The sequence below is a fragment of the Syntrophaceae bacterium genome (genome assembly GCA_013177825.1).
Classification (GTDB): domain Bacteria; phylum Desulfobacterota; class Syntrophia; order Syntrophales; family PHBD01; genus PHBD01.
Window position 1 is genome coordinate 1 of sequence record JABLXX010000015.1, and the last position, 12,905, is coordinate 12,905.

At 64.7% G+C, this 12,905-nt stretch carries 14 protein-coding genes; 7 read left to right on the top strand and 7 right to left on the bottom strand.

Annotated elements, in window-relative coordinates; translation table 11 throughout:
* Positions 1 to 121 (top strand): formate dehydrogenase subunit gamma (locus HPY65_18455; protein ID NPU86463.1); only part of this gene is annotated, 121 nt, incomplete at its 5' end.
* A 561-nt stretch (positions 122 to 682) separates the two neighbouring features.
* Here the strand turns inward: HPY65_18455 and HPY65_18460 are convergent.
* Genes HPY65_18460 through HPY65_18475 form a run of 4 tightly spaced genes read right to left on the bottom strand, consistent with a single transcriptional unit; the run spans position 683 to position 4,197 of the window.
* Complete coding sequence (locus HPY65_18460; GenBank protein ID NPU86464.1) at positions 683 to 1,831, bottom strand: radical SAM protein; 1,149 nt, start codon at positions 1,829 to 1,831, stop codon at positions 683 to 685.
* Positions 1,832 to 1,872: 41 nt separating this feature from the next.
* Positions 1,873 to 3,195 (bottom strand): peptidoglycan DD-metalloendopeptidase family protein, encoded by a 1,323-nt coding sequence (locus HPY65_18465; protein NPU86465.1) that lies wholly within the window; start codon positions 3,193 to 3,195, stop codon positions 1,873 to 1,875.
* A complete protein-coding gene (locus HPY65_18470) occupies positions 3,155 to 3,814 on the bottom strand; it encodes a protein-L-isoaspartate(D-aspartate) O-methyltransferase (protein NPU86466.1) in 660 nt (219 codons plus the stop codon). The genes HPY65_18465 and HPY65_18470 overlap by 41 nt, the downstream gene beginning before the upstream one ends.
* A complete protein-coding gene (locus HPY65_18475; protein ID NPU86467.1) occupies positions 3,811 to 4,197 on the bottom strand; it encodes a hypothetical protein in 387 nt (128 codons plus the stop codon). The genes HPY65_18470 and HPY65_18475 overlap by 4 nt, the downstream gene beginning before the upstream one ends.
* 179 nt (positions 4,198 to 4,376) lie before the next feature.
* On the opposite strand from HPY65_18475, the gene HPY65_18480 reads away from it, so the two are divergent.
* Together HPY65_18480 and HPY65_18485 are read left to right on the top strand one after the other, a co-directional pair.
* Positions 4,377 to 5,966, top strand: a complete 1,590-nt coding sequence (locus HPY65_18480) for a phosphoglycerate mutase (2,3-diphosphoglycerate-independent) (GenBank protein NPU86468.1) — start codon at positions 4,377 to 4,379, stop codon at positions 5,964 to 5,966.
* An 83-nt stretch (positions 5,967 to 6,049) separates the two neighbouring features.
* Positions 6,050 to 6,580: an O-acetyl-ADP-ribose deacetylase gene (locus HPY65_18485; GenBank protein ID NPU86469.1), complete on the top strand. Its 531-nt coding sequence runs from the start codon at positions 6,050 to 6,052 to the stop codon at positions 6,578 to 6,580.
* A gap of 427 nt (positions 6,581 to 7,007) precedes the next feature.
* On the opposite strand, the gene HPY65_18490 is transcribed toward HPY65_18485, so the two are convergent.
* Positions 7,008 to 7,358: a molybdenum cofactor biosynthesis protein MoaE gene (locus tag HPY65_18490; GenBank protein NPU86470.1), complete on the bottom strand. Its 351-nt coding sequence runs from the start codon at positions 7,356 to 7,358 to the stop codon at positions 7,008 to 7,010.
* 80 nt (positions 7,359 to 7,438) lie between these two features.
* Between HPY65_18490 and HPY65_18495 the strand changes: the two genes are divergently transcribed.
* Positions 7,439 to 7,951, top strand: a complete 513-nt coding sequence (locus HPY65_18495; GenBank protein NPU86471.1) for a DUF721 domain-containing protein — start codon at positions 7,439 to 7,441, stop codon at positions 7,949 to 7,951.
* Here HPY65_18495 and HPY65_18500 read toward each other — a convergent pair.
* Together HPY65_18500 and HPY65_18505 are read right to left on the bottom strand one after the other, a co-directional pair.
* On the bottom strand, positions 7,893 to 8,681 hold the full coding sequence (locus HPY65_18500; GenBank protein ID NPU86472.1) for a tRNA1(Val) (adenine(37)-N6)-methyltransferase: 789 nt from the start codon (positions 8,679 to 8,681) through the stop codon (positions 7,893 to 7,895). The genes HPY65_18495 and HPY65_18500 overlap by 59 nt on opposite strands.
* A gap of 37 nt (positions 8,682 to 8,718) precedes the next feature.
* On the bottom strand, positions 8,719 to 9,963 hold the full coding sequence (locus HPY65_18505; protein ID NPU86473.1) for a DUF1015 domain-containing protein: 1,245 nt from the start codon (positions 9,961 to 9,963) through the stop codon (positions 8,719 to 8,721).
* A gap of 95 nt (positions 9,964 to 10,058) precedes the next feature.
* Between HPY65_18505 and HPY65_18510 the strand changes: the two genes are divergently transcribed.
* From HPY65_18510 to phaC, 3 genes are all read left to right on the top strand, one after another.
* Positions 10,059 to 10,544: an alpha/beta fold hydrolase gene (locus HPY65_18510; GenBank protein NPU86474.1), complete on the top strand. Its 486-nt coding sequence runs from the start codon at positions 10,059 to 10,061 to the stop codon at positions 10,542 to 10,544.
* Positions 10,545 to 10,697: 153 nt separating this feature from the next.
* Positions 10,698 to 11,636, top strand: coding sequence for a hypothetical protein (locus HPY65_18515; GenBank protein NPU86475.1), 939 nt, complete (start codon positions 10,698 to 10,700; stop codon positions 11,634 to 11,636).
* A 9-nt stretch (positions 11,637 to 11,645) separates the two neighbouring features.
* Positions 11,646 to 12,905 (top strand): class III poly(R)-hydroxyalkanoic acid synthase subunit PhaC, encoded by a 1,260-nt coding sequence (gene phaC / locus HPY65_18520; GenBank protein ID NPU86476.1) that lies wholly within the window; start codon positions 11,646 to 11,648, stop codon positions 12,903 to 12,905.

Below are 12,905 nucleotides of genomic sequence, written 5' to 3' on the forward strand. Positions count from 1 at the left end.
GACGACGGGGTGGGTGACGCGGGCGTGGCTGATGAAGCAGCACCCGAAGTGGCTCAAGGAGATGGAGCACGAGGGCAAGCTGGTGGTTTCCGGGGAGGAGAAGCCCGGCGGCGGCCACTGAGTCCCGGACGTCCATTGATCATGATCGAGCAGAAGGCCTGCCCTCCGGGGCGGGCCTTTTTTCTGATGTCAGAGGGGGGCGGATTTCAAATCCGCTCCCCTTCTTTTTCTTTTTTCGGAGAACCGGACATGGATGATAGGCCGACTCCCGGAGGAGGGGGCTTCCCTCGCGCTCAGAAGAGTTTTTTCGACCCTGCAGCGTCTCGCTCCGCTGCAAAGTCATAACTCGCGCCTGGCGGCGCTCAGACAGATGACTTTGCGGGCGCTGCGCTGCGACGGCAGGGTGCCCCGAAAAAGCCTCTATTCGCGCTCCGGGAAAACCCTTCTCCACGTCCGCGGGGGCGCGGCCGGGGGTTCCCAGAGGAGCGATTAGGAGAATTTTCCACCCGGATGGCTGCTCGGTCGGACAATGCACTCCGCAGGAAATTCTCCGCGACGGCGGGAGCCCCCGTGACAGCCCTCGCGCCACGATGCAAAAAGAAAGAAAAGGTGGAGCGGATTTGAAATCGGCTTCCCTCTTCAGTGTTTGCGCAGATTTGCACAGAGATGAAGATGTATTCTCTCAGATGTACTGCTGCATGATCTTCGACAGATCTCGGTCCATGGCGCCGGGGCCGGACGTTTCGTAGGAGTCGATGAGATCCCCCAGCCGGTTGTAGGTGTAGGCGTCGGAGAGGTCGCCCAGGCGCCGGTAGATGCCCTTCCGCCGTCCCAGGCGGTAGATCAGGCGGTCCCGGTCGGGGAGGTCGAAGAAGCGGTCGATCATGGCCAGGAGCCGCGGCTTGTCCTCCGGAAGCTTTCCCTCCAGTTCCTCCAGAAGGTTGAGGATGTGGTCGCTCACGATGGTGGAGGCGATGCCGTCGAGGGTCTCGATGAACAGCCGGATCTCCTTGAGGATCTCCTCGTCCGGCAGGGGGCTGAACTCGCCCTTCTGCCGCATCTCGTAGAGATCCGTTCCCGGAACGACCTGGAGGGTCCGGAGTCGGATGAAGTCGGGGTTGATGGCGTTGAGCACCTTTGCCGTCTCGACGGCATGCTCCGTGGACCAGCGGTCGCCTCCGAGGCCCGGGATGACGTATTCCGAGAGCGAAATCCCCGCGGCGACGACGTTTTGTCCGCCCCGGATGTGGTCCTGGGCGGTGGCGCCCTTTTTGATGAAGTCCAGGACCGGGTCATACCCGCTCTCCAGGCCGATGTGGATCCGGGAGAGGCCCGCCTCCTTCAGGCGCGTGAGCTCCTCCACGCTCTTGCGGGCCGCCGTCTTGGAGCGGCAGTAGGAGGTGATCCGCTTGACCCAGGGGAACTGCTCCCGGATGAAGTTCAGCACGTCCACCAGGTCGTCGGTCTTCATGATGATGGAGTTGGCGTCCTGAAGAAAGACCGATTCGCCGCCGAAATAGAGCCAGGCGACAACGGACCGGATGCTCTCGCCGTGAACTTCGTCGGACTCGAAGAAATAGTTCGCCACCGACTGGGTGATCCGGCCACCGTGGCCGTATTTCCAGGAGGTCTCGGTGATCCGTTCCACCATGGAGCGGATCGTCCGGATGTCGTCCTTGATCTCTGCGACGGGCCGCAGCTCGAATTTCGTTCCCCGGTAGGTGTGGCAGAAGGCGCACTTGTTCCAGGGACAGTTGCGGGTCAGGCGGATGAGGAGGCTTCTGGCCTCGCTGGGGGGCCGGATGGGGCCCAGTTCAAACGTGCCGTTCATGGGGGATACTCCAATCGTTCGACATGGCGTAATATGGGTACTCAGTTGAGGAAAAGCAAGGGATTGCAGGCCTTGTTCTTCACGCGGACCTCGAAGTGGAGCACGCCGGTGGCGGCCCGCTCGTCCCGGCCTACCGAACCGATCCGGGCGCCCGCCCGGACCTTGTCGTCGGCGTTCACCAGGCGGCTGCCCAGGTTCGTGTAGACCGTGGCGTAGGAGTCCTCGTGCCGGAGGATGATGGTCTCGCCGTAATCCTTCAGGGGGGCCGAGAAGATGACCGTCCCGTGCTCGGCGGCGACGACGGGGGTGCCTTCCCGGGCGGCGATCCGGACGCCGTTGGAATACATGCCGTTCTGCTGCGGGCCGAAGCGTGTGAGGACCCGGCCCTTCACGGGCCATTGGAGCTTCTTCCGTTTCTCCTTCTCCGGCTTCTCATCCCCGGACGTCGTTCCGGCGGCAGGAGGCTTTCCCTTCGCGGCCGGTGCGACGTCCTTCGCATGCTCCGGTTCACCCCCGGGCTTTACGGCCGCTGACCGCGTTCCATCCGGCCGTTCCCCCGGCTTCGGGGCCGGTTCCTTCGCTGCCTCTGCGGCCCGGTTCCTTGACTCGGCTGCCTCCTTTTCCGCTTTTTCCCTGTCTGCCTCCGAAAGGAAGACCTGTCCCTCAGCGACGGTGATCCGCCCCGCCGGCGCTGCCGGTTTTTCCGTACGGGCCGGTGCCTTCGCTGCGGCCTTCAGGGGGGCGGGAGCGGAGGCCGGATCGGCGGTTCCCGCCGCCTTGGGCTTGAGGGCCGCCGGTTTTCGGGTTTTTGGCTCTGCGGCCGGAAAGTCCGGAGCAGGCCTGTCCTTTTTGGCTTTCGCTTCTTTCTGCTTGGGCCGGGCCGGCTCTTTCGCGCCGGCGGTCTCTTTTTCCCGTGCCTTCCCGCTGCCTTTCCTTTCCCTGCCGGAGGATGCCCTCTCCGCGGATGGCGGGGGAGGCTTGGCGGATTTTCTCGACGCCTTGGGGCGGGTGTCGTCGATGGCCGTCTTCGCTCCCGGGATAAAGAGCGCCCGGTCGGTCTCCAGGCGGTCCTTCGCGGACATGTTGTTGGCCTGCCGGATCGTATCGACGGTCACTCCGTAGGCCTGGGCGATTCCGGACAGGGTCTCCCCCTTCTTGACCAGGTGGTAGACCCCTTTGGAGGGGCGGGTTCGGGAGGCGGCGTCCGCAGGGGCAAGAAGGATTGCCACGGCCAGAAAGGCCGGCAGAATCGCCAGGACAATCAGAAAACGGCGGAAAGAGGCCCGCAGGAACCGGCGGGGGACCGCTCCGGCGGCGGGTCCGTCAGTGCGCCTGCCAGCCGTGGTCTCCGATGAGGTCCACAAAGCGGCATCCCCCAAGATTTTCCTTTTTCAGGTCGTTCGGATCCTCGGAAAGGCGGGTGTATTTCATGAGTGTCTGGGTGAAGCGACCCCCGACGGGAACGACAAGACGTCCTCCCACGGCGAGCTGGAGGATCAGAGGGTCCGGAACGGCGGGAGCCCCTGCGGTGACGATGATCCCGTCGAAGGGGGCCTCGTCGCGCCAGCCATACGTGCCGTCGGCCACCCGGACGGCCACGTTGTAAAGGTTCATTCCCTCCAGGAGTCGCCGGGCCTTCGTTGCCAGGGCGGGAATCCGTTCGATGGAGAAGACGTGGTCCGCCAGCATCGCCAGGATTGCCGCCTGGTAGCCCGATCCCGTCCCGATCTCGAGAACCTTTTCCTTTCCCGTCAACTCCAGGGCCTCCGTCATGAGCGCGACGATGTAGGGCTGGGAAATCGTCTGGTGCTCGTCGATCGGGAGGGGGCTGTCGTTGTAGGCCTGGCTGATGATGGCCTCGTCGACGAAGATGTGGCGCGGGACCGTCTCCATGGCCTTCAGGAGCCTCGGATCGGCGACGCCCCGGGCCCGGATCTGTGTTTCCACCATCTTCAGCCGCTGTTTCCGGTAGAGATCCGTCATCTTTCAACCAAGCGTTGCTTCCTGGGCGGAATGCGGTAGAATTCCTCGATCCGCTGATGCCGGCGGAGACCCAGGGCCTCGCGGGTTACGATCAGGTAATACATGCGGACCTCGGCATATTCACGGGCGGTATTGAACTGATCGATCTTCTCGTTGACGCCGGAGATCAGTTTCGCCCGGTGCCGGTACTCGGGGCCGAAGAATTCCGGGCTTTCTCCCTGGGCCTTCAGGAGGGCCATGTCCTCGTCGATACCCGCCTCGATGCCCTTGAGCGTGTCGAGGGCCTGGGTCAGCCGCTCGCTCGCCCGGGTGAGAACGGCGATCCGTTCCTTCAGGAGCTCTTCCTGCAGAATGTCCTGTGCGGTTTTTTTCGTCGTGATCATGGGCCTCTGCCGTACCGGGTTTTTCCGAGCGGGAAACGGTTTTCACCTATCATGACGCCCGCTTCAATTCAACCCCAAAGCCCATCCGGCCGCGGACCCGTGCAAGTTCCCCTTTACACCCCCCCGGGTTTTCGTTAAAAAGTCGGGGCTTAAGAAATTCCTCCGAAAGGTTCGTTTTCATGTCCATGCCGTCTTCTTTTCCCATGTCCGCCGCCGTCCGTGAGGCCTACCGTTCCGGCCGGGAGGACGAGACCCTTCCGCCCGTCGTTCTCTGTGATGCCGGGGGGCGACCCCTGGGCCGCTTCCGGAAGGGCGATTCCGTGATCTTCTACAACATCCGCGGGGAGCGGGAGGGGGAACTGACGGAGAGCCTGATTCGAGATGATTTTCCGCATTTCCCGGTGGAGAACGGCCTGGACCTCCGGTTCGCCACGATGATCTCCTACGGAAAAGACCTGGACGTCCGGGTGGCCTTTCCCTCCGAGGAGGCGGTTCTGGACACCCTGGGAGACGTCCTCTCCCGCCACGGCATCCCCCAGGTCCGGATCACCGAGGCGGAGAAGGCCGTCCATGTCGGGTTCTTCCTCAGCGGGAAGCGGACCGGCCTTCTTCCCGGGGAGGAGCGGATCGTCGTGCCCACCCGGAAGGACGTGGCCCTCTTCGACGAGGCGCCCGAGATGTCGATCACGGGCATTACCGAGGCCGTCCTGGCCAGGATCCATGACCCGTCGGCCCGCTTCGTCTTCGCGAACCTGCCCAACGTGGACGTGGTGGGCCACATCGAGAACGAAGAGGCCGTCATGAAGGCCGTCGAGGCGGTGGACCGGGCCGCCGATATCCTGACCGGCGAGGCCCTCCGGGCGGGCTGGACCGTCGTCGTCACCGCCGACCACGGATCCGCCGAGAAATGGCTCTATCCCGACGGCGCCGTGGATACGGGCCACACCGACAGCCCCGTGCCGTTTCTGCTCCTCGGCCCGGCGGGCCCGGTCCCGCTCCGCCCGCAGGGCACCCTGATCGACGTGGCACCGACGATCCTGGAGCTTCTGGGCCTTCCGGCCCCCCCCGCCATGACGGGCCGGAGCCTCCTGACGAACGAAGGGGCGAAGCCCCGGGCCGAGCGGCTCCTCGTGCTCCTCCTGGACGGATGGGGGTTGAACCCTGCGAGGGAAGGGAACCTGATCGCCCGGGCCAGGACGCCCGCCATGGACCGGCTCCTGGCGGCCGGGGCGCACGCGGCCCTGGAGGCGGCCGGAGAGGCTGTCGGCCTGCCTGCCGGCACCGTGGGAAACTCCGAGGCGGGACATCTGCACATCGGCGCCGGCCGGGTGATCTACTCCGACCGGGTCCGGATCGACCGGGCCATCGCCGACGGGTCGTTTGCCCGGAACGAGGCCTTCCGCTGGGCCGTCGAGGGGGCGAAGCGGGACGGCAGGGCCCTCCACCTGATGGGCATCGTCTCCTTCTTCAGCTCCCACGGATCCCTGAACCACCTGTATGCCCTGATGGACCTGGCCGTGGAGGCGGGACCGGCGGAGGTCTACATCCACGCCATGCTGGGCCGGCGGGGGGAGCAGCCGGAGAGCGGGGCCCGGTACATCGAGCAGGTGGAGCGGCGGGCCGCCGGGACCGGCTGCGGCCGCGTCGTCTCCGTCATCGGCCGCTACTGGTCCATGGACCGGGAGGAGAACTGGGACCGCATCGAGAAGACCTACCGGATGCTCGTCCACGGAGAAGGGCAGCCGGTCTCGGACGAAAAGGGAACGTAGGGCCGGGCCTTCCGGCGGAGGGAACGGTAGAGGCTTGCTGATTCCGGAAGCGCCCGGCCGGGGCCGGGCCGGGAGGGGATACGATGGAAGCGGTGATCAACAAGACGAGGCTGGTCCTCGTCGAAGGGGACATCACCCGGGAGGAGACGGACGCCATCGCCAATGCGGCCAACGAAGGGCTCCGGGGCGGGGGCGGCGTGGATGGCGCCATCCACCGGGCCGGGGGACCGGCCATCATGGCGGAGTGCCGGAAGATCGGGTACTGCCCCACGGGTCAGGCCGTCGTCACCACCGGCGGGGACCTGAAGGCGAAGTACGTGATCCACACGGTGGGTCCCGTGTACCGGGGCGGGACGAGGGGCGAGGAGAGACTGCTGGCGAGCTGCTACACCGAGTGCCTGAAGCAGGCCGCCGCCCGGGGGTTGAAAAGCATCGCCTTTCCGTCCATCAGCACGGGGGTCTACGGATATCCCATGGATGAGGCCGCCCATGTCTCGCTGAAGGCGACAATCGAATTTCTGAAGGGGAACGAAACCCTGGATACGGTGCGGTTTGTCCTGTTCGGGAAGGCGGCGCTGGAGGTGTACGAGCAGGAACTGCGGAAACTGCTGTAACAGGCTGCTGAAAAATGGCGCCTGCTGCGCTGCCCTCATCCCGCGCCGGCAGAAGATTTGTCCGAGGCGCGGGGCTGTCGCGGGGGCTTCCGCCGTCGCGAAAACTCTTCCATCCCGGCCGTTTGAAACCGGAAAGCCGCGAAACTGGAAAAGTTATTCCAATTGCTCCTCTGGAAACCCCCGGCCGCGCCCCCGCGAATACAGGCTCCGTTGCTGCGTTGAGAAACAGGGAAGAGCGGCCCTTCCGGGGAAGGCTGTTCAAAAGGGATTGGAGGCGAGGCGCCCGAAGTTCCGGCAGAGATGCGGGACGGCCGCGAAAAAGCCCGCAGGCAAGGCGCGCAAGTCCTGAGGAGTGAGGCGTACTACCGGTACGTCGCAACGACGAAGGATGCAGCGCAACGCAGCATCCGGGCTTTTCCCGTGGCCGTCAGGACTCGGTCTTCCGGGTGACCCCGGCCTTGATCATGTTCACCGCATCCATCATGGCGGCAAAGACGTTCTCCCGGAAATTGCCCGCCACGACGACGTACATGACGTCTTCGCCCACATTGAGGGTCCCTTCCCGGACCTCTGCCAGGACCTCCACAATGCCTGGGCGTTGCCGGATCTCGGCAACAATGGCGGCGAGGCGGTCCCGGTCGGCCCGGACGGTCACCTGCGATACGGGGCGGCCGTCCCGGGAGGTGGCCCGGACAACGCCGTTGTGACACAGGATCATCCCTGCCTCGGGGAAGCGGGGATGGGACTTGACGGATTGGATCATGTCCATCAGGTTCATGATATAGCCTCGAATCAATTCGGATGGTTGATGCGCCCCCGCAAGGGCGACCATTTTTCACTCTTTTCTGCAGGACCGCCATGCGCCGCAAGGGTTCCCCGAAACTGGAGCCTCTCGGACAGATCATCCGGAAGGTGGCGAAGCGGGAGGGGCTCCCCCTCCAGGCGGCGGACCTGCGCCTTCTGACCTTCTGGGACCGGACGGTGGGACCCCAGGTGGCCGCCCAGACCTACCCGGAGGATATCCGCCGCGGCATTCTCCAGGTGCGGGTTTCCTCCTCCGTATGGATGCACCAGCTCCAGTTCCTGAAGGAGGACATTCTCCGGAAACTTCAGGGCGTCATGGGGAGCGACAGCGTCAAGGGGTTTCGCTTCTCCATCGGCGAGATTCCCCGGCCGGCCCCGGCCCCGAAACCGGAGACCCCGCCTTCGGAGATCCTCGGCACCTCGCTCCTGAAACCACGGGACCGGCGGCTCATCGAGGAGAACCTCACGGTTGTGGCGGATCCGGAGCTACGGGAACTGCTGCGGCGGGTCATGACGAAGGATCTGCTTCGCCGGCGGATCCGGGAGCAGAGGAAAGGCCGTCCATAAGCCGCTGCATCTCGCCGGAGTACCGTTCCCCTTCGCCGTACAGGAACAGCGGCGGCATCACCTCCAGTTCCTCTCCCCCTCCCAGGGTCCCCTCGACGAGGACGAACTCGCCTTCCGAATCGGACCGGGAATGGACCATCCGGAGGCGCTTCGGCTCCAGGCCCCGGGTCTTCATCGCCGTGATCAGCGTGGCCGCCCGTGCCGCCGGATAGATTGCATAGACCCTCCCGCCCTCTTTCAGGAGCAGCGCCGCCGAGGCAAGGAAATCCTCCAGCGTCCCGGCGATCTCGTGACGGGCGAGGGCCTTCTCCCGGTTTGGATTGACCCGGCCGGAGCGGGACTTCCGATAGGGAGGGTTGAAAACGACAAGCTCGAAGGAAGATGCGGCCAGGATCGGGACGGTCCGGCGAACATCGCCTTCCCGGACCCGGATGCGATCGCCCAGTCCGTTGATCTCCGCCGAACGGCGGGCCCGATCGGCCAGCTCCGGCTGCAGCTCCAGGGCCTCCACGAAGGGGCGCTCCGGTCGGGTGGCGAGGATCAGGGCGAGAATGCCGCTCCCCGCTCCCAGGTCCGCCGCCGTCTCTCCCGGACGGAGGCGCACGAACGAAGCCAGAAGCAGGGAGTCGACGGAGAAGCGGTAACCCCGCTTCGCCTGGATCACGCGAAGACGTCCTCCACAGATGGGATCCAGGGTCTCGTCTTCCTTCAGGAGTGCGGCGTGTTCCATGAGTCCCGGCGGTACCGGGCGGTTTCGTCCCGAGGTGTCAGCCAAGCAAATGAACGAAGAGACCGCTCCGGAGCTTCGGCTCGAACCAGGTTGATTTCGGGGGCATGACGCGGCCGGTGTCGGCCACCGCCATCATCTGGTCGAGGCTCGTGGGGAAAAGTGTGAAGGCTGCGGCAGCGCGGCCCGAGTCGACCAGCCGCTCCAGTTCCCCGGGGCCGCGGATGCCGCCGACGAAGTCGATGCGGCGGTCCGTCCGGGGGTCGCCGATGCCCAGGACCGGCCCCAGGAGGCGGTCCTGGAGAATCGAGACGTCCAGGGAGGCGACGGGGTCTTGAGTGTCCTCCGGCCCCGGCAGATACGTCAGGCCGTACCAGCGGCCCCGGAGGTACATGCCGAAGTCGCCCGCCCGGCCCGGTCTCTTCTCCGGGACGCCGGGGGTGACGCGAAAGCGGCGGGACACTTCCCGGAGGAAGGACTCCTCGTCCATTCCATTCAAGTCATGGACAGCCCGGTTGTAGTCCATGATGCGGATCTCGTCGTGGGAAAACAGGACGGCGAGGAAGAAGTTCCAGGGGGCATCCTCATTTCGGGAATCCGGGTCGGCTTCCCGCCTCGCGCGGGCCACCGCGGCGGCCGCCGCCGCCCGGTGATGTCCGTCGGCGATGTAAAGCGTGTCCACGGCGGCGAAGGACTCCCGGATGGCCGCTTCCACGGCGGCGTCCTCCACCGTCCATACGGTATGCACGACGCCGTCGTCGGCGGTGAAATCGACCGCCGGAGGTCCGCTGCTCACCTTCCGCAGCGTGTCCCGAAGATCCTCGCGGCTCCGATAGGCGACGAACACCGGCCCCGTCTGGGCGTTCAGCCGGTCGACGTGGCGGGTTCTCTCCCGCTCCTTGTCCTCCCGGGTGAACTCGTGCCTGCGGATCGTTCCGGACTCGTATTCGCGGGTGCTCAGGACGGCCACGAGGCCCGTCTGGCTGTGGCCGCCCATGGTTTGGCGGTACAGGTAGAAATGCGGGGCTCCGTCGCGAACGAGGATCCCTTCCCGGAGCATCCGGTCCAGGTTCTCCCGGCCCCGGGCAAAAACGGCTGCGTCGTCGGAAGAGACATCCGGCGGCAGGTCGATTTCCGATTTCTCCACCCGGAGAAAGCAGAGAGGGTTGGCCTCGGCCAGGCGGGCGGCCTCGTCGCGGCTGACAACGTCATAGGGGGGGGCCGCCACCTGCCGGGCGCAGTCCCAGCGGGGGTGAACGGCGGCAAAGGGCTTTACGGTTACCATGGTTTACAGATCCTTCTTGCGAAAAAGACTTTGGACTGGCAGAATTCTGACCCCTCATAGCACAAGCCAAATATCCTGAACAGGAGGAAGTTCCCATGTCCCAGCCGGTTCGCGCGTTCATCCACGGCCTCGAAAGCACAGGCCGGGGCACGAAGGGAGTCTGGTTCCGGGAGCGCTATCCCGGAATGATCATCGAAGATTACCAGGGGAGCCTGGCGGAGCGGATGGAGGCGCTCCGGAAGAGGCTGGACGGCATGGAGAACCTCATCCTGGTCGGTTCCAGCTACGGCGGTCTCATGGCGGCCCTGTTCGCCTGCGCTTCCCCGGAGCGGGTCCGCCGGCTCGTTCTCCTGGCGCCGGCCCTCCATCTGGCCGAGTTCGCACCCTGCCTGGACCGGAAGATCGACCTGCCGGTCTTTCTGTATCACGGCTCCTTCGACGACGTGGTGCCCCCGGGGCCAGTCCGGGACATCGCCGGACGGGTGTTCCCCGACCTGACGTACCGGCTCGTGGAGGACGACCACAGCATCCACCGGAACTTCCCGCTCCTGCCGTGGGACGTCCTCCTGGAGGTCCGCTGAAGGAGATTCTCCGGGCTTTCCCGTTGACACGGATCCGGATTCATATTACCTTTCAATCAGTTCCCACAATCAGGACCACCCGTGCCGGAACATCCCGTCCCGTTTCCGGACGAAACCGTTCACCCTTTGCCGCCACTGCCGGGAGGTTCCACCATGAGCGCAGAACAACCGGAGAAGGGCCGGCTGGAGTTTCCGCTGGCCGACTGGATGAAGCAGTCTCAGGAGTTCTGGACGACCTGGATGCGGATGGCCGCGCCGTCCCGGGAGGCCGGGGGGCCATGGAAGGTCCCGCCGGGAGAGGCCGGACCGGGGGCGGCCCGCGGACGCATGCAGGAGAGCTGGGAGACGGTCTTCCGGATGTGGCAGTCTTTCTCGAGCGCCGCCAGCGATCCGACCACTGCCGATGCCGCCGTCAAGGGGCTGGAAACGCTGCCTGATTTTTACCTGAAGCTGGCGCAGGCCGGCTGGCTGGCCGTGATGAAGGCCCAGGAGCGGATGGTCGAGAAGGCCGGCAAGATCGGGCAGAAGACGGAGGCCTACCATTTCGAGGCCATCGACCAGAACCTGATCAAGGCCTGGAAGGAGATCTACGAGGAGGAGATCAGTCAGTTCTACAAGATTCCCCAGCTCGGGCTGACCCGCTACTACCAGGAGCGGTTCAACGAGTGCATGGATCAGATGAATCTTTTCCAGGCGGCCTTTTCGGAGTTCCTCTACGTCCTCTCCGTCCCGGTGGAGAAAACCTCCAAGGTCTTCCAGGAGAAGCTGGAGGAGCTGCAGCGGGAGGGAAAGATCCCCGAGAAGTCGAGGGACTACTACCAGTTGTGGCTCCGGATCCTGGAAGGCCACTACATGACACTCTTCCAGTCCCCCGAGTACCTGGAGGCCCTGCGGAACATGCTCGGCCAGCTGGATTCCTTCATCGCCTCGAAAAATTCGGTCCTGCAGGACGTGCTCCAGTTCCTGCCGGTGCCCACGAACAAGGAGATGGACGAACTGATCAAGGACCTGCACATCTTCAAGCGGCGGGTCCGGGAGCTGGAACGGCGGGTGAAGGCCCTCGAAAAAGGATCCACTCCCGCCACCGGATAGGAGGGAACGATGGAACAGCCGAAGATCTCTCTGGACCTCATCCTGGCCAACCTGGCGGAAGATGCCGAAAAGGCGCAGGAGCGCGTGACCAAGGCGTCGGAAGTCCTGTTGAGCCCGCTCCACACCGACCTGGCCACCACGCCCTATGACATGGTCTGGCAGGAGGACCGGGTCAAGCTCAAGCACTACCGGACGGATGTGGAGAAGTCCGTCAGGACCCCGCTCCTGGTGGTGTACGCCCTCATCAACCGGGAGACCATGCTGGACCTCCAGCCGGACCGGAGCGTCGTCAAAACCTTCATGAACAGCGGGCTGGATCTCTACATGCTGGACTGGGGCTACCCGACCCGCAAGGATCGATATCTGACCATCGACGATCACGTCAACGGCTACATCGACGGAGCCGTCGACTTCATCCGGGAGCGGACCGGAACGGAGAAGATCAACCTGATGGGGATCTGCATGGGCGGGACGTTCTGCGTCATCTACTCGGCCCTGCACCCCGAGAAGATCCGGAACCTCGTTACCACCGTCACCCCCTCCAGCTTCGACACCAGCAAAGGGCTGCTCCACGTCTGGATGCGGGCCATCGATGTGGACAAGCTCGTGGACACGTTCGGCAACCTGCCCGGCGACGTCATGAACATGGGGTTCCTGCTCCTGAACCCGGCCCGGCTGATGATCGACAAGTACATCGGCTTCTTCGAGAACATGGACAACAGGGCCTTCGTGGAGAATTTCGTCCGCATGGAGAAATGGATCTTCGACAGCCCCGATGTTCCCGGGGAGACCTTCCGCCAGTTCATCAAGGATTTCTATCACGGGAACCTGCTTATCCAGAGCAAGCTGATGGTGGGCGGAAAGCGGGTGGACCTGAAGCGGATCACCATGCCGCTCCTGAATTTCTACGGCCAGTACGACCACCTGGTTCCACCGGAGGCCTGTGACAAGCTGACAAAGGCGGTGGGCAGCAAGGATACGGAGGACATCTGTCTGGACACGGGGCACATCGGGATCTATGTCAGCTCCAAGACCCAGCGGGAGTTCGCCCCGAAGATCGTCCGGTGGCTGATGGAGAGGGACGGCGCCCCCGCGGCGAAGAAAAAACCGGCGGCGCGGCTGGCCGAGATGATGGCGGCGGCCAAACCGGCGGCGAAGGAAGCGAAAGGGAAAGGAAAAGCCGGGAAAAAACCGGCGGCGCCGCGGACTCGAGGCGGCAGCGCACCGGCGGACCGGACGACGGGCCGCGAATCCATGGAAGCGAGGTAG